A 24,246-nucleotide genomic window follows, 5' to 3' on the forward strand; every position below is an offset into this window, starting at 1 on the left:
TATCATCCAATTCCAATACACTCCATACAGATATTTACAGCTTTTGTAAAAACAACTTCCATTTCACCCCGGTAAATACCAAAGGCCATCATCAGAATCCCCACCGCTGCAAGGGCGATTCCTGTCCATTTGGACTGGGTGATTTTATTTATATAATTTTTCATCCTACATTCCCTAACCACTTTTTATTTTCCGGAATTAATTTTTTCCAGTGCATCCTCTACAGCTGTTTTCCAGTCTTCCAGATTTTTGCTGCCCATGATCGGATCTCCTACAATGTTTCCATCTTTATCTACAAAGAAGGATTCCGGGAAGCTGCTGAGACCGCTGATACGTCCATTCATGTTTCCTGCATCCGGAATCAGAAGAGGATAGGTAACTCCTGTTTTTTCCTTGAGAATCTGCGCTTTTTTCACAGTATCTTCATCTGTAGTTCCGTCCTCGCCTACAGAATCGATAACCATTCCAACTACGCCCACACCCTTTTCCTTCATTTCCTGATAAAGCTTGTCAAGGTCTGGCATTTCATTTACACATGGAGAGCACCAGGTTGTAAAGCAGTTTACAAGTGTCAGGTCATAGTCACTGAATACTTTTTCTGTATAGGCATTTCCATCAATATCTGTTGTCTCAAATGCGCCTACATTTTCTGCATCTGGGTTGGCATTTTCTGCCGGCATATCAAATACGGATTTGCTTGGATCAAAGGCTGTCATTTCTGTGATCGTAGTCTCAATTTTTTCGATCTCGTCTGTCAGGTCAGACTCTGCATCTTTATTAATGCTGAGATAGTACTTATAATTTCCATCCTCACTTGTTCCCAGCTCTTTGTGCTCATTGCAGCCTGTGATGGAATCCAGATCATCGATCACGTCCTTGCTGTAAACACCAAGTGTGCCAACTCTTTCAATGCTCTTAAGCCAGTCCTCATAGCCGGTTCCAAGAAGGTTTACATCTTCGTTTTTCTGATCCTCAGTAAGCTTATTCCAGTGGAAAAAGGCATACTTGAAGCCAGTACTGTCATCATTCCATTCTTCCTCTGTGATCATAAGCATGTCGGAGTTTTCTATCTGTTTCTTCAGTTCTTCCGGAAGGACTGCCTTTAAGCCAAGGAATGGGAAATCGTAGGAATCCTGCACCTTCATATTAATATCTGCTGCTTTTACTGTTTTTTTCACAGGTGTGCCATCTTCAGAGAAAACAGCTGTCTCAGAACCATCACCGGCTACCACTGCGCCAGCTTTGTCTGCAGAAACTGCTGCTCCGGCCTCATCTGCAGAAACTGCTGCGCCAGCTGCATCCGCAGGTACGCTCATGCCTGCTGCATCTGCCGGAACTGCCATGCCAGCTTCTTCTGCTGATACGCTTTCAGCCTTAATCATAACCGGATTGAAAGATGTTGCTGTCAGAACTCCTGCTGCCAGAATTGCCATAAGTCTTTTTTTATTCATCATTTTTAATTTTCCTTTCAGCGTTTTTTATTTGTCTGAACGTATTTTAACATCTTTCCTATAAAATCTGTGTTAAGATTTTTATTTTTTTCAAAATATGATAATATTTAAATTATAAATACTCTCTTTTTTGCGAGTATCTGATCTGCGCAAAATCATATTACGAAAGGAGCAGTTATGCACATTTTAATTATAGAAGACGAAGAGCAGCTCTGCCGCTCTGTTGCGGAGGGACTTCGCATAGATGGTTATGAAACAGATATCTGTTTCGATGGAGACGAAGGGCTTTGCCTGTGTATGACAGAAAATTATGACCTGATTCTGCTGGATCTGAATCTTCCCGGCACGGACGGTCTGGAAATTCTCCGCCAGTTCCGGGAGCACAATACCAATACCCCGATTCTGATCCTGTCCGCCCGGGATCAGATTGAAGATAAAGTAAACGGTCTGGATCTGGGAGCCAATGATTATCTTACCAAACCCTTTCACTTCCAGGAGCTGGAAGCCAGAATCCGAAGCCTTACCCGGCGGAAATTTGTCCAGGAGGATGTATGCCTGAAATGGAATCAGCTTACCTTTGATACCAGAACAAGAGAAGCTTCTGTAAATGGAGTGCCGCTTTCCCTTACCAGAAAAGAAAGCAGCCTCCTGGAATATTTCCTGCTCCATCAGAACCGGGTGATTTCACCGGAAGAAATGATTGAACATATTTGGGATGGAAGTGTAAATACCTTCAGCAATTCCATCCGTGTGCACATTTCATCTCTGAGAAAAAAACTAAAGGCTGCAATTGGATTTGACCCTATTCAGAATAAAATTGGCCAGGGCTATATATTGGAGGAATACAGATGACAAAAAAACGTTTCCACACCTCACTTCAGCTGAAACTCACTTTATTGCTGTCCTTACTGATGATTGTCTCCTGTGTTCTTATGTACTTCTTCATCAGCCATTCTGCCGTATCGGGAATGGACGGATTGCAGAATTATATGATCAAGGTGGATCCACAGGATGGAGATTCCCCCATTACCTTTAATGTAGATCCCAAAGCTCTTTTTCCTCAGTTTGAACAGGAAATTCAGGAAACCAAGGAGGATTTTCTTCTCCGAAGTGTTATTGCCACCACGATCATTATTCTTCTTTCCAGCGTGTGTACTTATTTTCTTACAAAAAAGACCCTTACGCCGCTGCAAAAGCTAACCAGTGAAGTCAGTCAGATCCAGGCGCAGAACCTTTCCACCCAGCTGGCAGTTCCCAATTCAAAGGATGAAATTGCACAGCTGACCAGCTCTTTCAATGAAATGCTGGCCAGGCTGGACAATGCCTTCAGTACACAGAAACAGTTTTCTGCAAATGCAGCTCATGAGCTGCGGACACCACTTGCAGTATTGCAGACCAACCTGGAAGTTTTTGAGAAAAAGCAGGAACCGGAAATGGTTGAATACCAACAACTTTTCACTATGATCAAGGAACAGACAGCAAGGCTTTCCCAGCTGGTGGGAACCCTTCTTGACATGACGAATCTGAAGTCTGTTCCACGAACAGACCATGTTTCACTGGAAGAGCTTGTAGATGAGGTTTTCTGCGACCTGGATCCAGTTGCAGAAAAAGCAGGGATTTCAATTCATTTTGATGACAGCTCCAGTCAGGATTGGCATACTGATGTCCACACGCCTGATGCATCTGCACTTAATAACAATATTCGCAATATCACCGGCAGCTATGTACTTCTTTATCGTGCAGTCTACAATCTTGTGGAAAATGCCATTAAATACAACCGTCCCAATGGCTCTGTCACAGTTTCGGTGAAGGAGAAAAACGGTCAGGCTATGATCCTGGTAAAAGACACTGGCATCGGCATTTCACCTGAAAATCAGAAAAAAATCTTTGATCCTTTTTTCCGTGTAGACAAGTCCCGCAGCCGGGCCATGGGAGGTGCCGGACTGGGGCTGGCGCTGGTTGACTCTATTGCCCGGGAACACGGTGGCTCAGTGAAAGTATTAGAAAGTAATGAAAAAGGCAGCATAATCGCACTTATGCTGCCCGTTAGTAGTTTAAAAAATTAAATTTCATAATCCGAAAACGGCGCTGGATCCGTAGATACATCATAAAAATGCCACCATTCACATTCATATGCCTGGAAGCCTACGGATTCCATTACTTGTTTCAAATACTCGCCGTTTCTTCTTCCGGTTTCGGAATGACCGGAATAATTCAGTGAAGCGCGTTCATCCATAGCGTCAAACGGAGATGGCATTTCGATTTCATTGCCCTCTTTGTCAGTTAAGGTGACGTCAACGCACATTCCGTTCATATGTGTAGGACGGAATTTTTTGATCTTCGTCATGTCGGGCGGACGGGCGATGAAGTCGTCGTTTGGCATAATTTCCCAAAAACGCTTCTGGGCACGGATGGGGCGGTAGGCGTCCCATATCTTTACCCGATAACCATCCTTTTCGAAAATTTCTTTGGCTTTTATCAGGATCTGCGCTGTGTGCTCATCCAGCCAGCAATCCGCTGACTGGTACACCTGCACGCCAGTGAAATTATCCGGCGTGGCATATTTCAGGTCGATGATGAAATCGGAAGACAGGTCCGTAAGTTTAATTAAGTTTCCTTTTCTTTCCATTAGACTTACCTTTTCAGAACAGTTACCTTTATGTTTTTAAAGTTCACTGGTTATCAAACAATTAATGTTCTTGAAGCTTTTCCTTGAAGTTCCGGAGCGTGTTTGAAAAAGGCTCTAGAAACCAATTCCAGTTGCAATTCCCAACAAAATCGCCTGTGTCACAAACAAGATCAGAAACAGCGGTGTAAACCACTTATACCATTTCTGCAGGGAAATTCCACCAAGGCCACAGATGATAACGATATCTGCCGTCGGCCAGAAAATATTGGAAAGTCCATCGCCAAACTGGAATGCAAGAACTGCTGTCTGTCTGCTCACACCAATAATATCTGCCAGCTGTGCCATGATCGGCATGGTTGCAGAAGCCTGGCCTGTTGCAGATGGTATGAAGAAGTTGATCAGAGTCTGTACTACAAGCATTACCTGTGCAGAAACTGCATGAGGCGCATTTTTCAGCACATTTGACAAGCCGTAGATAACAGTATCCATAATTTGCGCATCTTGCATAACAACTGTGATAGCCTTCGCAATACCAGTAAGGATACATCCCCACATTGCAGTCTTTGCGCTGTCAATAAACTCACTGCACCATTTATTCGGAGACCACTTACAGATTGCTGCAGCAATCATAGACATAAGAAGGAACAAGCCACAAAGCTGCGGGAAATCCCATCCCCATTTGATCAGACCCAGCATAAGAACAACCAGCACTACAAGAACATCCAGAAGAACCAGACCATCTTTTAAGGTAAAGCTGTATTCATTTAACTCATCTCTGTCAAAGGCATGAATGTTTTTTTCGCCAAATACAACGGATGCACCTGGATTTTTCTTAATTTTCCGCCCGTAAACCATTACATAGATAATGGAAATTGCCATGAAGATCACGAAGCAGATCGCACGGTATCCGGTTCCGGAATAAAGCTCTACACCTGAAATTGTCTGGGCAATTCCTACAGAATATGGATTCAGTGTCGCTCCCATAAATCCAACAAACTCTCCAACTGCAATAATGGCAAATCCGAACATTGCATCATATCCAAGAGCAACTCCCAGACCTACGATCAATGGATAAAATCCGTAGAATTCACTTGCCATACCAAACACGGAACCGCCCAGTCCGAAGATCATCATGATGATTGGAACAAGCAGAATTTCTTTTCCCTTCAGTTTCTTTAAAATGGTTCCGATTCCTGCATGGAAAGCACCTGTTTTCACCACAACACCGAAAGTTCCGCAGCAGCAGAGGATCATGAAGATTACATCAGCAGCCTCCACGCAGCCTCGATACAGTACACTGAAAAATCCAAGGAATCCGGTTGTGGTAACTTCGGATTTATCAATTGTGTGATAAGTTCCATCAATAGCTACGTTTCGAATTCTTCCATTGATGTTCATTTCCTGATAATCGTAGGTTCCGGATGGAATGATCCATGAAAGAATCGCCACCAGAAGTACAACGGATGCTACGATGATCAGGGTGTCTGGCATTGCCAGTTTTCTTTTTCTCTTTCCCGTCATAAATGACTCCCCCTTTAGATAGATGGATTATAAAAACTATTCGCTTTGCCTGAAGAGTTTTACACTTTTTTCTTATGTATACCCCATACATGTATCCACTCCGCAAACAGCAATTATAAATTCATAATACACTGCATATACTATGGAGTCAATCAAAATTAACGTGTTAAAGCGTTATTTTTCAGACTAAGTTGACATATTGTTTCAAATTTATAGACAAATTTAACTAACATTCCAGTCAACACTGTAACGAGATTCGTATTTCAAATAATCAAAATGCCCCGCCGGGGAAATGATGAAGCTTCCCTTTGACGAGGCATTTAAAACCTTATATTGAACTTCTGGTTCACGTGTCTTTCTCTTCCTTTAAGACTACCGGATTATGTTTGAAACAGGCTCTATGTTATTATTTTAATGTAATCGTGTTATCCTTCAGATTATACCCGATCACATCATCCCAGTTTCTCCGAAGGGCAATTTCTGCGGTGAGATTGGTATCATCATAAACAATAGACCACTGGGTATTACTGGTAACTTCCTCCTCTGACGGCTCCTGTGATGCGGCCTTCAAAGCCTCCCATGCAACATCACTGGTGTAAACTTCCTCATAGTCAAAAATAGCTTCCATTTTGTCATACCGCTCTTTTCCGTGACCGTAAATGCCATTCTTCTGATTCGGAAGGACTTTATCCTTATAGAGTCCAAAGAAATTCGTGATGGAACGAATTGGTGTGGCAACCATTTCTCTGGTTTCGCTTTCACAGTCATACTCCACTACTCTGCCATCACCGGAAGCATCTGTGATATAAAAGTGATAATCTCTGCCGCTTGTAGCAAACATGTCATACTGGTTCAGAAGCTCTACGGCTTCTTCTGTAGTTGCCGCGCGGTCCAGAATCAAACGGATCACAAGCGTGGTTCCGATCACCGGCCTGCCTGTATTCTGGTGAACCGGTTCGCTGTCCAAAGTAAGGACTGCAATAGATACCCCTTTTTCATTCATGCCGTCCAGGCAGATAAATGGTGCTGTTAATGTGGCAAGCTTTTTCTTCATACTCGCATCCGGAATATTTGCAGAGATATTATCCAATGCTGCGAAAGCCACGGATTTGTAACCACCCTTCGGTTCACAGTAAACCAGCATTGCGGAAGTATCCCGTTTGAAATCATAGTTTCTGCCCATCAGCACATTTCCGTCTGCTTCCTGCAGGGTAAAAGCACTGCAACCAAAATCCGGTGCTTTAATATGTACTGGCAAGATAGGAAGTGCCTCTTTCACAATGGCATCAACAAAGCTCTGGTTATCTGTTATGCCGTATTCGATCAGTCGATCCAGATCATAATCATATTTCACATCCATGCGATACAGATTATACTCGTCGTAATCTGTCACTTTCTGAATACTGCTTATGGTTTGAAAGCGACCCTCATACACTGAAATAAAACCACCCGCAGCCACTATCAGAAGCAAAAGAATCACCAGTAAAACCGTACGGATTATCTTACGTTTCTTCGATTGTGTCTTCATCTGCATCCCCCCTCCTGTAATATTTTTGATATAATCATTATACTGGATTAAATAATAGGTATGCAAGATAATTATTGGATATGACTTGTTTTTCTGTTGAATTAACCTGTTTTATTCATAACCTAACCCCTAACCATGGCGCGTTTAAAAACTGAAATCAAACGCGTTCTATGAATTTGGCTCACTACCTTATAAACAACAAAGAGCCGGATTTCTCCGACTCTTCGTTTAACTATTTCTGATTTATTTAATTTCATATTTTCAAAAACATTTTCCTGTTTCATTCCAAAACTTCATAAACTATTGTCTCATACGGTTTCATGCAGATTTCACCATTTGCAATTACATTATCATATAAGGACCGCATCTGCTTTTTCAGCACAATTTTTTGTTCTGAACCCATATAGTTCAGGACAAAGAAGTATTTCTTATTTCCTTTCACACGCTGAATGACTTCCACCTCCTGTGGAGCTTCAAGCATAGCCTGGAATGGTTCCAGAATTCCTGTGTATTCTAACAGCACCTTCATGCTTTCTCTGGAAAAAGTACTGCCAAAATGAATTGCATATCCCTTTCCTGTATTCTTTCTGATTACGGCTGGTTTTCCTGCGTAATAGCTATTGTCGTAGAAAGCCAGAGTTTCTCCCTCCTCTACAGGCTCCATAATGTCGTTAAATATTGGCATGTCAATCGTCTGACCGTCCCAGTTGGCGGTGACAGACGGCTCTGCTGGACTTGTGAATGTAAAATCTCTCACATCTGAACCAGTAATTTTCTGCAAAAGTCCGGGCTGCGGAAGCATAACACATTTGCCATTTTCCTGCTTATATCCGGAACGGCAGCCTATGATCAGGATTCCGCCATTTGCTACATATTCTTTAAGTAAAGCAGCTCTTTTTCCCGTCATGATAACAGGATGTGCATAGATGAGCACCGGATATTTCTGCAATTCCTTTATATCTGTATCCTCGTTCAGATATAACGTATTATATGGGGTGTGATAAATTTCAGAAGCAATAAAGATTTCTTCTGAGCTCTGCGCTTCCACCCTTCTATGCCATACATCTACATTCGTATCCCACATATTGTCGTAGTCTTTTAATACTCCAAATGCAGCTGTATAATCCGCTCCGCAAACTTCATCCAGACACTTTAATTTATTATAAAAGTCTTTTACCTCTGCCAGCTTACGGTTATCCCGATTGTCATAATCCAAAATTCCATGCCAGTACATTTCTGTACTAAAAGTACAGGTTCTCCACCTGAAAAAAGAAATATAATCTGCGCCATGGGCTACACTCTGCATTGCCCAAAGTGTAAGCTGACCAGGTCTTGGTGCCGGACCTTCCATTCTTGTAGTCCATCCACCTGCCCCAGACTGCTGTTCCATAATACCAAAATGAGGACATATGGAACGTACTTCCGTTAGATTTTTACTCCAATGACGGTCATTCAAGTCTTTCGCGGTCTTCGGATCTCTGTTCAACCCAAATGCAAAACTTGGATAGGAATCATATGTATAAACATCCAGGCATTCCTCTGCCATCTTGTGATTATCCAGATTCCAGAACATACCATTTGTGGTGATATAGTCTCCGTCTTTCTTATATTTCGAGATTATTTCTGCCTGCATTTTACAGAAAGAAATTGTACTTTCTGAAATAAAGCGGTAATAATCCAGCCTGAGATGTGGATTGCAACCATTATTTAACACCGGTCGCGGAACATAAATCTGCTCCCAGTCTGTATAGGTCTGATTCCAGAAAACAGTTCCCCATGCTTCGTTGAGGTTATCCAGAGTTTTATACTTTTCTTTCACAAAATTACGAAAGGCAACAGAATCTGCCTCTGAATAAAATTCATCCACCTCACAATTCAGTTCATTGTCAATCTGCCATCCCACAATTGCCGGATGTTTGCCGTAATGCTGCGCCAGCTTTTCTACGATCCTTGCAGATAATTCTCTATATTTTGGTGAATTGTAATTGTAATGTCTTCTGGCTCCATGACGATATGGAACTCCATCTTGACGGCAATTTAAAACTTCCGGGTATTTTTCCGTAAGCCACGCTGGTGGTGTGGCAGTAGGTGTTCCAAAAATCACCTGCATTTCTTCCTGTTTACATAACTCCATAAATTCATCCCAGAAATCAAAGGTAAAAACGCCCTCTTCCGGCTCCACTTTGTTCCAGGCAAACTCTGCCACACGGATCACGGTAATCCCTACCGCCTTCATTCTCTGTAAATCATCCTGCCACAGTTCTCTACTCCAATGCTCCGGATAATAACAGGTTCCCATGGTCATTTCTTTCCATTGAAAATTTTGTGGTTTTCTCATATTCTGCTCCTTTTTAATTCAATTCTTTTGAAACAAAGAGTCGGAATTCTCCGACTCTTCGCTTCGCTTAATTCACTTTATTTTATTCCATATTCATCCATCAGTTTTTCACGATATCCAGGATCGTCCAACGCCAGTTGCAAGTCAGCCATTCTAGCAGCTTCCAAAAGCTTCTTGGTTAATGATGCCATTCTATCACTTCCTTCTACTCTTCCTTCACTTTTTCCAGCTTTTAATCCATCATCGTACAACATCTGACCTAATCTTGTCATCGCTACAACCTCCTTTAGCTCTTCCAAATCACTTCCCCGCAAAAACTTATCCGCCATTGTATATAATATTGCTACGGTCTTTTCTGCGGTTACTCTGGTATCCTGTTTTGCAAGTAATATAGCTATTTTTATAGTATCTTTCCGATCTTGTTCGCTACTTATCAACGGTGTTAATGAGTTCAATATAATACGGACAGATATCCTCATACTCCCCATTTTTCAATCTGAATCCTCCCGGAATCACACCCAGCTGGCGAAATCCAACTCTCTCATAAAGATGTCTTGCATGAACATTGCCCGCCACAACTGCGTTAAACTGCAGTACACGGAAACCATGCACTTTTCCCTGGGCTACGCAATCTTTTACCAGCTTTTCTCCAATATGAAGTCCGCGGTTACCGTGGGATACGGCGTAGCTGGCGTTGCAGATGTGTCCGCAGCGGCCTACATTGTTCGGATGAAGAATATATAATCCCAAGACCTGTCCGTTCTCCCTGTTCTCGGCTACCGCCGTATAAGTCTGCGCTGCGAAAAACTCCGCGCCGGTTTTCTCATCCAAACATTCTTCCTGTGGAAATGCCACGCCATCTTCCACAACCTCATTCCAGATGCGGATCATAGCTGGAAGATCTTTTTCCTCGTATTTTCTTACGATAATTTTGTTTTCCATAATGGTTCTCCTCAATTTCAGCTTATCTATCAGTGTACTCTTCTCTTTTTGTTGAAAAATCTGGCGAAGTTTTATTTCCATACATTGCAAATTACTTACCGTGAATGGAGTAACCGACAGCGACTCCTTATAGCAACATAAAAGACCACCACTTTATCTTATGATATATTTTGTACCTCTTCCTCTGCCCTCAACTGTTATAATGCCTTTTTGTCCCATACTCTTCAGCAACTGCGTTGTCTTGGATTTTCCAAAAGGAATATATGGTGCAATTTCACTAATTGATTTCATCAAATTCTTGCTCAAAATTTTATATACAATTCTTTCATCTTCCGTTAAGTCCACATCTTTTTCAAAATTCGGGAGTACAATCTTAATAGAATTTTCTGATACTTCAAAATCTGGTTTACTGAATCCATCTTCATATAGTTGTTTGATTCTCATAACTCCAGTTCCAAATATCTCAACAAACCCCAGCCGATAAAATACATTTGCAAGATTTCTATTTCTTAAAACAGATAATTTCCCAGCTAAATATTCCTCTTCTGTTATTCCAGATGGCAACCCGCCTGGAGAAACAATTTCTATCCTGTCATCAAACATTAAAATTCTGATTCTGGCCTCTATGTCCCAGGCTCTGTGGATCAACGCATTTGCAACCGCCTCTCTGAACGCAGCCTCTGGTATTTTTTCTACCTTTTTCCTGTCAGCCCCCTCAATTACTTCATATTGATAGTAATCTCTGAATATATCAATTGTCTTATCGTATACTTCAAGAATTGATATATTTTCAAAGGTTGCTCTCCTCTGAATAATGCTGATATTTTCGCCAAACTTCATAATGTCAATCCCTGGAAAATGGTTTTCGTCAGCCAGAAGACCTGCTGCATTATTATATCCATTCGTATTATTATATAAATTCAATGTTTTTAAAGTATCCTGATCAAAAGTCTCAAGCTGAATGCATTCTTTTAATTTATGATATAAGATTTCAAACGATAATTCCTGATCTTTGCACGGAAGCTCTTCAAATCTTATATTTTTCCCCTCCAGGATCAGTCTTGACAGTTCCAGCGTGTCTACTTCTATCGTAGCAGTATCGTTTCTTTTATACGCCTTGGATTTATACAAATAAGGCTTATGAACGCCACTTTTGACAACCAGTTTAATTATATGATCCTGCTGCACCTCAAGTGTATAGTCTGGTTGAGGGTAAATACTATCGTTAATTTTATTTTCAATATCCAGACATGATTGCTTTTCATCTGGTAACCCTTTGGCAACACCATTATCATCAACGCCAAAAAGAATCATGCCGCCATTGTAATTTGAAAAGGCACTAACAGTTTTCAAAAAAGTATTTGTGACAGTTTCTTTAAACTCCATTGTTCGTGTTTCCTTCATACGATTCAGCTCCTTTTCAATTATATTTCTATTATTATATGCAAAAACGCGCAAAAAAACAATCGTATTTTTTTACGATTGTTTTTTTGATTGATTTCAATTATTTCTATCATTATATCGAAGTAGCTTTATTGAGCCTCATCCCAGTAATCCTCCGCATCTCCATATTCGTCAAAATCATCTTCATGATCATAATAGAAATCCTCTGGATCATCATAATCATATACATCATATTCATCTTTTTTCTGTGACAATTTATTGTTGGAAGAGGATTTACTGCGTGACGAATATTTATTGGAAGAACTACTATAACTAGAAGAAGATTTCTGTACATATCGTATAAGGTCCGTAACTTTTCCATCCCGGCAGACTGCTCCATTTCTGTACGCGCCATCGCTTCCCTTCCACTTATACGTATTCTGCACTTTCACCTGTCCATTACTATCTCTGTAATTTTCTGACTCTTTTTTATCATAAAAACCCCAGATAGTACTTGTAATGTATTTCTCATCCATTCCTCTATACGGCTGATCTTGCTTGATTTTTTCTCGCTCTTTCTTTTCTTTCTCCTTCTTTAACCGCCGTTCTTCTGCTTCATTCTCCTTAGCTGCTGTTTCCCTGGCAATTTTCATTTCTTCTGCAAAATCTCCCGTATACATATCACCTTCATGAGGCAACTCCCACGTTATCCGATACTGCGTATGTATTGTTTCTCCATCGGCTACACTTTTACAATACTTTGCATAAACCAAAACATATTCCTTGTCCTTAAAGTTCTCTGGCAAATTCTCCAATAGCTCTACTGCGGTATTATAATCCTGCATCAGAATAGCATTCTCCGCCTTTTCATACTTCTCCAAATACTCCTCCTGCTGTCGTTGCAGTTCTTCCTGCTTACGTTTCTCTGCCTCAGCTTCCATATAAACTGAGGCACCTATAACTGTAAATAGCGCAGCGAGAATAAGAAATGGGGTAATAGGTATTCTCTTCATTTTGAAGTCTCCCTCAGTTTTAATAGAATTATTACACCGTAAATGGATATTACAATTACAGCCTCATATTGCTTTAAACGTTATCATAATTCATCTAGCAGCTTTATAATATGAGTATTCATTTTATCATATGAATTCCAATTTTCCTCTCTGATATTAATCTTCACTCGCGAACAAATGTATTTTATAAGCCACATAATTTCTGATACACTTTTTCCGGTCTGTTCTTTGACCCATTTCTCTGTCACAGATACAATATTATGAGCGGCAATATTTCGTGTGTTTTGTTCCACTGTAACCAACTCTCTTGCTCGTTGTTTCAATAAGTCATCAGAACACTTCGCTTCTATTAAATTAACTAATTGAATAGAATATACTGGTCCAAAATTAAACCGAGAAAAATCACCTTGCAAAAGCGGCAATATTTCACTACTTTCCAGTTTTCTCTGATTCCACTGCTTAGCAGAATTCTTTCCCTTATAATAATCCGAAATGTTCACTTCACAATATTGCTCAATTACAGATTCCATTAGATCAACACCCAAAGGCGTAAACGCTCGAATAAAATCCGCATATTCTCCTCTTTTTAGCTTCAAATCCAAAATTAAAGTATATTCAAAGAGGGAGCGTTTAACATCATCTGTTTTCACTGGCGTAACAATACCATTTCCCTTTGGAAGCGCTTTGTTCATTTTATTCCAATCTAATACCGATCTTGCCGCCGCTGCTTCTAGCCAGTTATAAATTTCTGGACTAATATCATCCTTTATATCTTTTCCCACTTCTAAAGCAGCACGATAATCATAAGAAAGCAAATGCTTTTTTATAATATCAATCTTTAACAAGCGCATTAAGTTCATACACTTTATTTCATGGCATCGATTTTCCGCCTCGCTTCTATTATCTTCGTTCAGTTCCCAGTTTGTTTCAACATCATAATCGTCTCTGTCTTCGTATTCCAGATTTCCTTTTTTCTTTGGTGTGGAAACCTGTATTGGAATAAATCTATATTCAGCTAATGTTGCCATAACCAGGAGAGCACTTTTCATTGCCGGTGTTCCCGATGCCATATTTACCAACAATATATCTTCGTTGTTCTTCTGTTTTTCAATTTCTCCTATAATTTTTCGAAATTCAGTAAAGAATACATCATATTGCTGAACGTCAATCATATCACTGTTTTCAATCACATGGACTTCAATGTTATGGTTGATTTTTTCACTCAATAACTCCACTGATCTTACATATCGATTATCTTTTTTATGATTCTCAATCATTTCTTTAGACAAATACAAATAAACAACATCTGGCTGGTAATGTCTACATATGTGCAGTAATGAACCATCATGAAAATACTTAATTGGATCCGTATTTCCTACTGGTGAAAATAAATACTTCTTTCCCATTTTCATTTTCCTCTATACTAAAATTATCTCTTCCTCAGAAACAGGCTCTATTCCCCAGGACTTGACTTTTCCCTTTCCTGTAATTTTGTAAACCCGCACACTATCCTCTCCATTTCGGTCAATGTATGCTGGAATCTGATCAATCAGCTTGTAATAATTTTTTTCTGAAAGCATTGCCTCAAATGCTGATTTTTGAACCCGTTTTCCATATCCTTCTAATAATTTGGCAAACTTGGTTCGACGCTTATTGTCAACAATATCATAAATTATCAAGATAAATTGACGGTCACTTTCCAGTTCATCTGTTATCTGAAAATAATATTCCTCATCATCGAATAACAATTGGTTCATACAAAGAAGCATCTCCCTTCTCAATTGCTTTGGTTAACTGCTCCATTTGCAATAAAATTCCACGACGAAAGCTTACAGGATAATCTACATATTTTAAATATCGAATTTCTGTCTGAAATTTACGTTCCAGTTTATTCAAATATAATTTTAATCCAGTCTTTGTTAAATAGCAACCTGGTTGCTCCAAGTTGAAAACAAAATCTTCTTTTGAAATTTCATGCCCATTTATCATGCTCATAACCGTTGCGTCCACAATAACAGCGCGCCACTCTTCCATCATATCACTTGCCAATGTGGGATGCTTTTCAGCATCTCTATGTATAAATCCGAAGTATGGATTTAACCCCTTCATTTCTATTTTACAGTATAATTCATTCATCAAAATAGAGTACCCTAAACTGATCATTGAATTAAATTCATCTTTTGGTGGGCGTCTACTTCTTCCGTTAAACTGAAATTCTCTCTCAATGCACTTTGAAAGACCTCTAAAATAGAACTTCGCAGCTTGCCCTTCATAGCCGATAATTTCTTCAATACGTCTGGAATTTTCTATTTTTCCTCTGCATATACTTAACATTTTTTGTTCTTCCTCAAGACGTATATTTCGACTTTTTTCATATCTTCTCAATACAACACTCTGATTTTTAATCTTTGCGCTTAAAATTCTTTTTCCAAGTTCTACCGCGAATTCTGTGTCATATAGTGCACTTTGCATTCTTTGTCTTCCAGCGTTTATATGGCTTGTAGACATTACACGACCAAAGTATACCCCACCTTTTGAAAAATAGACGACCGGAATTCCTCTTTTCAGACATTCTTCGGTACATTTTGCCGTCATCTGTGATTGCCCCATAATAGTGATACCCTCTAGAGATTCAATAGGAATCAATTTTTTCAAACCATCTTTATAATTTACTACACATTTATTTGCTTCATAACCAATCTGAGCTCCATTTTCATTAACATAAAGTAATCCCATTGTGTTCCCCCTTTGTTTTTCTCGTCCCCTATTGGGGGCTTATATTTCTCAATAACACGCCAAAAGACAATCAGAGAATTGTAGACGAATGGTTTTCGTCCCCTACCGGGGACTTATATTTCTCAATAGTAAAAAAGATTTCGTTGGAGAATTACAAGAAGTGTTTCCGTCCCCTACCGGGGACTTATATTTCTCAATGGCATTCGGCATTCTGTACTTTGCTACGAAAATAAAAATCGCAGCCAAGACTTGAACCTTGACAACAAATGTTTTCAACAATTATGAAAGCATCACTATAAAGCAGTCATAATAATGGCTGCCAGCAGTGAAATATGATTTGTACAAAAGATGGATTATACTTGAGCTTCAACCGTATAGCCATGTTTTTCTAATTCTCGTATATAACGGGAAAGTTGTTTTTGCTCACAGTTTTTGCGCCTGACTTCAAAACAGTTTTCATCAAAATTAGTGCCTTGTTTTAGCATTGTATAAATGATAACAAGTAATTTACGAGCAAGAGCAACAATGGCTTTTCTGGCTCCTTTTTTCTGCTTGATTCTCCAATACCAGGCTGAAAGATATGTGTTTCGTTTGCCGGCAATTACCCAGGCAATCTCACAAAGCATACTTTTTATATAAGGATTGCCTTTTGTGATAGAGGTACTTTTTCTTTTTCCGGCACTCTCGTTATTGCCGGGACACAGACCGGCCCATGAACAGATGTGTTCTGCAGTTTTAAATGGTTTCATATCTGTACCGATTTCGGCAATGATTGCACAGGAAGCAGTTGTACTTATTCCATAGATAGTATTTAACTGTTCAATTTGTAAAGCGAATGGAAGCATATCTTCCTGAAGATGAGTTTCAATTTCAATAAGATGCTCTTTCATGGAATCATAATGACACATGAGGATTTTTAAGAAAGATTTTTGATGTTCTGAAAGAGTCCCATTTACAGACATGAGGATTTCATCAATGCGTTTTCTGGTTTTTGTTTTGAGATAAGAATCCAAAGATATTTTATCAATCTGTCCATGTTCCATCAAATGTAGAATAATGTTTCTGCCGGAAGCACCAAAAATATCAGAAATAAAAGAAGACAGACGAAAACCGGAACTCTGCAGGAATTTTTCAACCCTGTTTTTCTGGGAAGTAATATCGCGGATAATACTCTTGCGATAACGGTTTAAATCACGAAATTCACGAATCCTTTTTTCTGGAATAAAACTTGCATTAAGGAGTCCTGCACGTAGTAATGTAGAAATCCATTCAGAATCACGCATATCAGTTTTTTTGCCAGGAACGTTCTTCATATGGCGGGCATTAACAACTAATAAAGTGATATCTCCAGAGAAAGCATCTTCTAATATTTCGTAAATTGGAATCCAATAAATGCCAGTGCTTTCCATTGCAATATGATGGCAATTCTCTGAAATGATCCAGTCTCGTAAAGCAAGCATATCAGGAATTAAAGTGGTAAATTCACGAATTTCAGAGTGAGTAGGTTTACCTAATGGACCAGTTAGGATACATGCAACAATTTTTTCTTTGTGGATATCCAAACCACAGGAAATTTCTAAAAGATCTTTCATACAGACAGCCTCCTTTATAATAGAATTGACAGGAGATTTGCCCGAGATAATATGGACTTTGCTACTCGTGCTATCTGTAAAAGATGCGACAATATGCTGTACTCAAGGGCAAAACATTTACGTTGAAAAACGGGGTGAAAATCCTCCAAGGTACAATCAAACTTAATCCTGTCAATAACTATTGTAAAACAAGGCAGGAAGTAAAAAAAGTAGTGGAGGTCAATCCTCTATTTTCATTATAGGCTGTGATAAGCTTTCATGATTCGTTGAAAATGGCATACGGGTTTCCGTCCCCTACCGGGGACTTATATTTCTCAATTGTTCCGGTTTTAACTTCGCACGCGGGTTTGAATCCGTTTCCGTCCCCTACCGGGGACTTATATTTCTCAATTGTTCATGTAAAATCCGAAATCACTGATTTTCCATCATTTCCGTCCCCTACCGGGGACTTATATTTCTCAATAGATGGTCAACTCTTACTATACATCAGTAAAGGAAACATTTCCGTCCCCTACCGGGGACTTATATTTCTCAATATTTATTGGAGTAGTAACAATAGTAGGAACTAGTTTCCGTCCCCTACCGGGGACTTATATTTCTCAATACCATCTCCGCAATTCCTTGTAAACACTGACTGTATTACGCAATTTGCGTGGGAAATGATTTTTCAGAAATATAAGTTTATTTTTCATTATAAGAAACTCTCCAAATGCCTATTTTATGCGGTGCGCGGGAAAACTAATATATTTTGAATTTACATTGCCCCATCATATAAGTTTTCCCACAATATTTCGTACATTTTAGGACATGAGGAGAAACTCCCAGTCTGCAATCTTTGTAATGCTTATGTTCCTTTGGCACGTAAGTTTTATCAAAAATATCCTGCACAGCTTGAACTCCTTCTCTTTCTCCTAACAGAGAATATATCACAGTTTTTGAGACAAATCCACTTCCGCCACCAAGAAATACCGTTTCATCAAACATCTGATCTGCAATAGGATATTTGCTCTGAAATACACTATAGTAAAATTGATAAAATTTTTTTACTGCTTCCATAATTTTCTCACTTGTAATCTGATTGATTGATTCGTCAACTTTCATACTCGTCTTTATCACAGTTCCTGGCTTGACACATTCACGAAGCAGATTTAGTGTTTTGCTGCTACCATCGATATGATATTCCCATTTCTGACAAAGTATCATATCTTCATTGCTCAGTGGTTTACTGTCACTGATTATAATTCCTGACATAATATCATTCACTGCATCTTTGCTTTTTTCTGTTCTATTTAATTTATGAAATGCTTTTTCTTCAATTCCCCCTATATTTTTTTGTAAAATATTTCTATTTCTAATCGGTCCATCCAATTCCATTTTTATCTTCTGGACATCTTGTTTATAGTACAGTGGATTTTTCATAATATCTGCTGCAAGTAAAATTGTACGAAGCATTCCCTTTATTGAACTGCCAGGAATATATGGATTTCCATAAGGATCTCGCATGAAATTCATAATTTGCATGCGCCCTTTTTCCATCTGAATATCTCCTACATTTATTTTATACTTCATACAGCACTTGATTTCATCCAGAGAAATTCGATTTCTTTCAACCCAATGCTTCAAATCTTCTCTTCCATCTACAACCATAAATTTTTCAAACTCAATTTCCAAGTGCTTTTTCTTGGCTAACATATACAACTTATCAATATCTATAATACCAACTGTATTTCTATTCAAAAAAAGATATTCCTTTTTCTGAATTTCCATGCCACTTCCGACATAAACAGGTCCGCATACCTCTAATTCTAACTGATATGTTTTTAATACTCTTTTCATATGTCTACCCCCAGAAAAAGTGCTTTCTCATATCTGAATATAGGGTGTGTTCCACGATTCTTTTCTGTTATCACAGTTCCTTTAAATACTTGCTGAAAACAAGATCCCGGTATAAAAACATATCTTTCCTGTTTTCTCATCTGTTGTTCTGCATATTTTTCCGAATCTATAAAGCCCCCTCGCTTTAACAGACTATAATAGGCACAATCAAGAATCTTCTCCAGCTCCATATCTGCTGCCATCGCAGTAGAAAGCAATATATTTATTTTTCCAGCTTTTTGTAATTTTTTTTCTAAATTTGTAGAAATTTCACTTTCCTGATATTCAAAGCGCCCTAATCCTGTGCTCTTCTTTCCTCCAACTCCAGTATACGATAAACTTTCTAATAATTCTTCAAACAAATTTTTCACTTTTTCATCCTGAAAACCAACTATAATATATAGCCCGTTTCCATCATTGAAATAAAAAGCATTTACTCTATATGGCTCTGGATCCTCATTGCCACTGATTCCAACAGATACTCTCATTCCTGATTTTCCTAGATTATGGAGTAAATCCATTTGATCTAACGGAAAATCTCCATTTATGTATTCTTCCAAAAGCTCTACTGGAATATATTTCATATTTTTAATCAACTTTTTTTCTCTCGAATCTCCACGCGAAGCTGAACTTTTTCGTTCAATTTTTAACATTGGTTTTGGAATAAAATATTCCTTTCCAATATAGGGAAATCCATCTGAAAATAATAACCTATCATTTTCTACAAATTCCAAAAATAAATTTTCCTTATTTAATTTTAATGCTTCCTGATAAAGAGCCGAAAAAAGAGTATCTGCATGAAATGATATATCTGTACTGTCGAGATTCCCATGTCCAAATCGTACTCCATTAAAGAATTCCAAACGATAACTTGTGTAATTCAATGTTTTCTCCTTTCAGAATTCACTCCTGAATTGCTTGTGATAATATCTTATTACACTGCGCCAATAATTCTTCACTTACCTCACCTACAACAGTTTCCGCAATTATATTCTCAAATGCAATTTTCCCATATCCCCGTGAACCACTTCCTCCAATATAATCGTATTGAAGCAAGCGCATACCCTCTGCCAGCGTTTCCACATCTTCTATCATTTCTTTTTCATCTTCCACTTCGTATATTAAATCTAACTCAAAAATAGAACCTCGAACAGCTCTCTCTATTTGTCTTGGGTTTGCTACTGCAGTAAGTCTGGAAATCGAATTCTCAAATTTCACCTCGGTCATACTCTGCAGACCTGCTCGTCTTAATTCTCCTTCATTCGCCAATACCATATCTGAAAATAACAGCCTGCTTCGCTTTACGTTTCCCTTCTTAGCTGAACCAAATAAACGTACAATTCTTTCATGATCATTATCTGGATCCTGAAGACTTTCATTAAATTCCTTAGCAAGTAAACTCCTCATTTTGCCTTTTAAAGAACTTCCAGGAAGCAATGGAAGATTTGATCTTACATCCCTTACTATTGGAGAATCAACTGCTCCAATTGCCGCAAAAGCACTGCTTCCTCCAATATGCATACCGGTTTTCACTAAAATATCCCCATTAATTCTAATTTTTGCGTACATAATGCTCCCCCTTTACTGTTCTTTTCCACCATAGTACTTATGAAATGCAATAAGAGCTTCCATATATCGACTAAAAAGCAAATAGTTCTTTTTACTTGCACCAATTTCTTTCAAACATTCAATTATTTCAGCCTTTTTTATAAACTTTTCTACCTTGTGCTCATTATCACGCCCACATTCATACATAACCCGAACTCTTAAATATTCTATTCTTCCTAGCAGTTCATCATCAAGCCTCTCCGACGGATAAAGTAATACCTGATTATATATATCAGCTGTCATTGCCAGAAGATTTCGAAGTTTAGAGGTCGTTACAATATTTACACGCCCTCTGTTCTTCACCTTTGATTCTTCTGCCAGATCCGAAATTACTTTTTCAGCCTTATCGACATAATTTTTCTCATTTATTCGCATATTAATGAGCCCCCTTCTCTCTGTGCATATAAGCATATAGATTTATTGCTGTTTTCAATTCTCTACAGTCTTTTTCAGATTGCACCCATTGATACATTTTTCTGGAAAACTTGCGATATTTTTCTTTCTTTTCACCTTCTTTATCTGGCTCCAAGCGAGACAGAAGATAGACAAATCTTGCAAAGTTAATTTTCTCCTTCTGATTTCGGATCAGTTCCAGCATGCGGTATAAGAATGACATTCCTCTTTCATCTGATTCTCCAAGAAAATCTTGAATTACATCATATTTTTCTCCAAGAACACTCTTATATAATTCTTCCCACCGATAAGTACCATCGCATATTTCAAGTTCATTAATCAAATGCGTCTCACCATCATCCATTAACGTCACAGAATCTTTTTCAGGCATTCTTTTTGACTCCGCTTCCATTTCCCCAGTTTCATTCGCAATGGCACCTATCGGATATGTACATTCATAAATTCCAATTCCAGACGATATTGACAAGGTTCCTTGCGTGTATTTTTTAAATTTTTCCTGTAAATCAATTGATAGCTCGATTACCTCATTCCACGCACCTACAATAAATACGTCATCTCCACCTGAATATACAATAGTTGCATTTCTTTCTGTCAACTTCTTTTCTCCATCAATATGATACTCTCCATTTTTTAAAATTGAACGAATATAATATTTAAAGAAAATTGATAACTGCCTTGAAAGTGCTGCTGTTCTTGACAATGTCGCATATTTTCCAGCAAATCCAGCAACAAAAGTCTGTCCTAAATTATCCACATCAGCTCTCAAAACACCAATACGTTTAATTCCTTCTGCCTTTTGCGCAAATTTTTCAAATGTATCCCCAGTAGTGTAATCTCCTACCCAAAGCTTTGTGGCAATATGTTTTCCAGTATACATCTGATTTTTTGCATATACCCTTACGAAATATGAATCTTTTTCCATACGTTTTGATAACGTTTTTTCATCATCTGCAAGAAGTAAATATCCCCCTGGAAGCGGAAGACCATCCGCTTCTCCTTCTAATACGACAGAAAAGAAATCACTATACAATACATTATTGGATAATTTCTGTATTTTACTGCATAATGGACATAGTCCATCTTCGCTTACTTTCCCAACATGCTTACATACTTTACATTCTTTCGTATAATCATCAGCCTTTTGGCTATTTAACCAAATAATTTCGTCCGCTTCATATCGATGCATTTTTTCCGCTGACAGTTTTTCTCCCACCCCGCGAAACATTTCAGAATAACTTCCCTCAGGAATATTCCTCAGAGAATTAGCACTACATTTGACATATCCACATGCAACGAACAGTTCATTTTGAAAATGCTTTAGGAACCATAACTTTAACTCTTTTTTCCAATCTTCCAATTTATGTAGCGTATCTTCCGTATTTGCCAATAAAAGATAACAATGTCCGCCACCAGAATACAATAAATTCGCTCTGGATAATTCTAATTTTTCAAGAAGCGTATCAATAATGTGCTCCATCATTATTTCTAAATAAAAAGAACGTGCTCTTAATGTACGTAATGCATTTTGGGAAGTAATTGTATAAATAAAATTCTGAATACCTGAAATATCTAAAGAGCAAAGTAAAAAAGCCTGTCTGTCATAAAATTCTTTCTCTTTCGTGAAAAGTTCATCCTTACAATTCTTTTTTCCAGCATTTAAATAATCATAAATGCAACTGGCTACTGCTGCTGTAAATTTTACATGATCAAATAATGAAATATCTGCCAGCTCCGCCTTTGCTGTAGATGACGGTACATATGACAAATTTGCCTCCATTACAGCCAACAGGGAATTCACATATTCATCATTCCAGTCTATTCCTCGAAGATTATCCGTTATTCTCTGACGGATTTTTATATAAAATGTCTGTGAAAAGTTTTTCTTCTCTTCTGACGGATAATTGATTCCACTTTCCGGATCCATGTCTCCCGGTTGATAATAATATTCTTGTTTATTTCCATTTAAAATATTAAAAATGCTTTGAAGTGGAACCGCGATTTCAAATCCTTTGTCATCGACATTTTCTTTTTCTCTTCTATCTGCAAATGCCGCGATATTATCAGCTATATATGTTATATACGCCAGGTTATCATCTTCAAGATTTGCACTCTTTAATAGCAGTGCATGATGATATTTAACACAATCCAAAATTTCCTTTTCTTTTATGTCAGCTTCTTCTTTTAAGTAATCATATCCACTTACGCTGTGGTTTCTTTTGTCACCACCTTCTCTGTAGATTACTTTTCCAATATCATGTAAAAGGCTTCCTATAATCAGCTTCGCTTTTCGATCATTCATCCTTTTTCCCTCCGCATCTTATAGCTCCCATTCCCATTCCAGTTTTTATTCCCACTCCTGAAAATTCCCCGAAATGAAAAAGAAGCCTTATATATCTTGCTATAGTCTCTGAACCTTTCACTTTAATTCCAATTTTTCCAACAAACCCAGTCACGTTTATTTTTTCCAATGGAAATGGTATTGTTTGTAAACGATAATTTACGACTTCACTGCTCCTGCACAGTTCCTCTAAAGTGTCTTTATCTTCCATTGTCATCTGCTGTGAAAATGCACTATATTTACGCATTAAGCTTCCATATATCAGACTTAAATCCGGATAAAAAATATAATTTCCATCATGCTTAAATGCTGTAGGTGTTAAAAAATATACCTCAAAATACCTAGAGCATTTCTTGTCATAAAACTCATCCAATAGAGTTTTCGCTTCCATCATTTGTATTGTTTTTTTCTCAGGAACAATTGTAATTCCTCGTTTTCTTAGTGTAATCTCTTTCAGCTCGGACATTGGAAGTATAATATTCTTATATGCTTCATCTGTAACAGTCTTTATATGCCAAACTACACCGTTCTCTTCTTTTGACACATATTGACTATACGGATTAAGCTGATTTCCATGAAGAATTCCCGCATACTCCGTGCTTATATTCTCCATAATGACACCTTGTAAATTTGAAGATTGCTGAAAATTTATTTCTGTTTTTCCAAACTCCATGCATAATTCTACATACATGTTTCATTCTCCGTTAAAATAATTATCATTTTGGTCAAGTATGCAAATATTATAATACAAACGCACTATAAAATCATTGTTTTTTTGCATTTTTTGTATATTTTTATATTATTTAAAGTGTCTAATCTATTATCTTGCAAAAACATGACACAAAAAACCGTTACCTATGTCTGCTCAAAACATAAAT

21 protein-coding genes, 1 pseudogene and 1 CRISPR repeat array are annotated in these 24,246 nt (G+C 38.2%); of the genes and pseudogenes, 2 read left to right on the top strand and 20 right to left on the bottom strand.

What is annotated here, in order from left to right; genetic code table 11:
• Window positions 1-2: 2 nt before the first annotated feature.
• Both ABHC48_RS04705 and ABHC48_RS04710 read right to left on the bottom strand, forming a co-directional pair.
• Window positions 3-164: a CD1871A family CXXC motif-containing protein gene (locus tag ABHC48_RS04705; protein WP_148461398.1), complete on the bottom strand. Its 162-nt coding sequence runs from the start codon at window positions 162-164 to the stop codon at window positions 3-5.
• Window positions 165-185: 21 nt separating this feature from the next.
• A complete protein-coding gene (locus ABHC48_RS04710; protein ID WP_347505171.1) occupies window positions 186-1,454 on the bottom strand; it encodes a TlpA disulfide reductase family protein in 1,269 nt (422 codons plus the stop codon).
• Window positions 1,455-1,628: 174 nt separating this feature from the next.
• Here ABHC48_RS04710 and ABHC48_RS04715 point away from each other — a divergent pair, with 174 nt between their 5' ends.
• Both ABHC48_RS04715 and ABHC48_RS04720 read left to right on the top strand, forming a co-directional pair.
• A complete protein-coding gene (locus ABHC48_RS04715) occupies window positions 1,629-2,303 on the top strand; it encodes a response regulator transcription factor (RefSeq protein WP_195983071.1) in 675 nt (224 codons plus the stop codon).
• Window positions 2,300-3,517, top strand: a complete 1,218-nt coding sequence (locus tag ABHC48_RS04720; RefSeq protein ID WP_227198959.1) for a HAMP domain-containing sensor histidine kinase — start codon at window positions 2,300-2,302, stop codon at window positions 3,515-3,517. The genes ABHC48_RS04715 and ABHC48_RS04720 overlap by 4 nt, the downstream gene beginning before the upstream one ends.
• On the opposite strand, the gene ABHC48_RS04725 is transcribed toward ABHC48_RS04720, so the two are convergent.
• The 18 genes and pseudogenes from ABHC48_RS04725 to cas6 form a co-directional block, all read right to left on the bottom strand.
• Window positions 3,514-4,080, bottom strand: a complete 567-nt coding sequence (locus ABHC48_RS04725) for a M15 family metallopeptidase (protein WP_195983070.1) — start codon at window positions 4,078-4,080, stop codon at window positions 3,514-3,516. The genes ABHC48_RS04720 and ABHC48_RS04725 overlap by 4 nt on opposite strands.
• A 114-nt stretch (window positions 4,081-4,194) precedes the next feature.
• Window positions 4,195-5,601: a YfcC family protein gene (locus ABHC48_RS04730; protein ID WP_118577704.1), complete on the bottom strand. Its 1,407-nt coding sequence runs from the start codon at window positions 5,599-5,601 to the stop codon at window positions 4,195-4,197.
• 406 nt (window positions 5,602-6,007) lie between these two features.
• Window positions 6,008-7,129, bottom strand: a complete 1,122-nt coding sequence (locus ABHC48_RS04735) for a linear amide C-N hydrolase (protein ID WP_173716495.1) — start codon at window positions 7,127-7,129, stop codon at window positions 6,008-6,010.
• Between the two features lie 280 nt (window positions 7,130-7,409).
• Window positions 7,410-9,467, bottom strand: a complete 2,058-nt coding sequence (locus ABHC48_RS04740) for a beta-galactosidase (protein ID WP_173716469.1) — start codon at window positions 9,465-9,467, stop codon at window positions 7,410-7,412.
• Between the two features lie 77 nt (window positions 9,468-9,544).
• Window positions 9,545-9,739, bottom strand: coding sequence for a hypothetical protein (locus ABHC48_RS04745; RefSeq protein WP_173716468.1), 195 nt, complete (start codon window positions 9,737-9,739; stop codon window positions 9,545-9,547).
• 154 nt (window positions 9,740-9,893) lie between these two features.
• The gene (locus tag ABHC48_RS04750) at window positions 9,894-10,409 is read right to left on the bottom strand and encodes a GNAT family N-acetyltransferase (protein ID WP_173716467.1); all 516 of its coding nucleotides are present in this window, start codon (window positions 10,407-10,409) and stop codon (window positions 9,894-9,896) included.
• Window positions 10,410-10,562: 153 nt separating this feature from the next.
• Complete coding sequence (locus ABHC48_RS04755; protein ID WP_195983069.1) at window positions 10,563-11,813, bottom strand: ATP-binding protein; 1,251 nt, start codon at window positions 11,811-11,813, stop codon at window positions 10,563-10,565.
• A gap of 128 nt (window positions 11,814-11,941) precedes the next feature.
• Window positions 11,942-12,805: a hypothetical protein gene (locus ABHC48_RS04760; RefSeq protein ID WP_173718036.1), complete on the bottom strand. Its 864-nt coding sequence runs from the start codon at window positions 12,803-12,805 to the stop codon at window positions 11,942-11,944.
• Between the two features lie 83 nt (window positions 12,806-12,888).
• Window positions 12,889-14,211, bottom strand: a complete 1,323-nt coding sequence (locus ABHC48_RS04765) for a CRISPR-associated protein Csm6 (protein WP_173718035.1) — start codon at window positions 14,209-14,211, stop codon at window positions 12,889-12,891.
• A gap of 12 nt (window positions 14,212-14,223) precedes the next feature.
• Complete coding sequence (gene cas2, locus ABHC48_RS04770) at window positions 14,224-14,562, bottom strand: CRISPR-associated endonuclease Cas2 (protein ID WP_173718034.1); 339 nt, start codon at window positions 14,560-14,562, stop codon at window positions 14,224-14,226.
• The gene (gene cas1 / locus ABHC48_RS04775; RefSeq protein ID WP_173718033.1) at window positions 14,540-15,541 is read right to left on the bottom strand and encodes a CRISPR-associated endonuclease Cas1; all 1,002 of its coding nucleotides are present in this window, start codon (window positions 15,539-15,541) and stop codon (window positions 14,540-14,542) included. The genes cas2 and cas1 overlap by 23 nt, the downstream gene beginning before the upstream one ends.
• 455 nt (window positions 15,542-15,996) lie before the next feature.
• Window positions 15,997-17,133 (bottom strand): annotated as a pseudogene (locus ABHC48_RS04780) (IS110 family transposase); the annotation flags it as partial.
• A 284-nt stretch (window positions 17,134-17,417) separates the two neighbouring features.
• A CRISPR array of direct repeats spans window positions 17,418-17,737; the repeat unit is 35 nt; unit sequence TTTCCGTCCCCTACCGGGGACTTATATTTCTCAAT.
• Window positions 17,738-17,871: 134 nt separating this feature from the next.
• Window positions 17,872-18,969 carry a type III-A CRISPR-associated RAMP protein Csm5 gene (gene csm5 / locus ABHC48_RS04785; RefSeq protein WP_173718032.1) on the bottom strand — a complete coding sequence of 366 codons (1,098 nt, stop codon included), beginning with the start codon at window positions 18,967-18,969 and terminating at the stop codon, window positions 17,872-17,874.
• Complete coding sequence (gene csm4, locus ABHC48_RS04790; protein WP_173718031.1) at window positions 18,966-19,892, bottom strand: type III-A CRISPR-associated RAMP protein Csm4; 927 nt, start codon at window positions 19,890-19,892, stop codon at window positions 18,966-18,968. The genes csm5 and csm4 overlap by 4 nt, the downstream gene beginning before the upstream one ends.
• 19 nt (window positions 19,893-19,911) lie before the next feature.
• The gene (csm3, locus tag ABHC48_RS04795; protein ID WP_173718030.1) at window positions 19,912-20,577 is read right to left on the bottom strand and encodes a type III-A CRISPR-associated RAMP protein Csm3; all 666 of its coding nucleotides are present in this window, start codon (window positions 20,575-20,577) and stop codon (window positions 19,912-19,914) included.
• 12 nt (window positions 20,578-20,589) lie between these two features.
• On the bottom strand, window positions 20,590-20,991 hold the full coding sequence (csm2, locus tag ABHC48_RS04800; protein ID WP_173718029.1) for a type III-A CRISPR-associated protein Csm2: 402 nt from the start codon (window positions 20,989-20,991) through the stop codon (window positions 20,590-20,592).
• A gap of 1 nt (window position 20,992) precedes the next feature.
• Entirely contained in the window at window positions 20,993-23,329 is a 2,337-nt protein-coding gene (cas10, locus tag ABHC48_RS04805) for a type III-A CRISPR-associated protein Cas10/Csm1 (protein ID WP_173772960.1), read from the bottom strand.
• Window positions 23,322-24,059, bottom strand: a complete 738-nt coding sequence (cas6, locus tag ABHC48_RS04810; RefSeq protein ID WP_195379331.1) for a CRISPR-associated endoribonuclease Cas6 — start codon at window positions 24,057-24,059, stop codon at window positions 23,322-23,324. The genes cas10 and cas6 overlap by 8 nt, the downstream gene beginning before the upstream one ends.
• Between the last annotated feature and the right edge of the window lie 187 nt (window positions 24,060-24,246).

It is taken from the genome of Ruminococcus sp. 1001136sp1 (assembly GCF_039841815.1).
In the GTDB taxonomy this organism is placed as follows: Bacteria; Bacillota; Clostridia; order Lachnospirales; family Lachnospiraceae; genus Blautia_A; species Blautia_A faecis.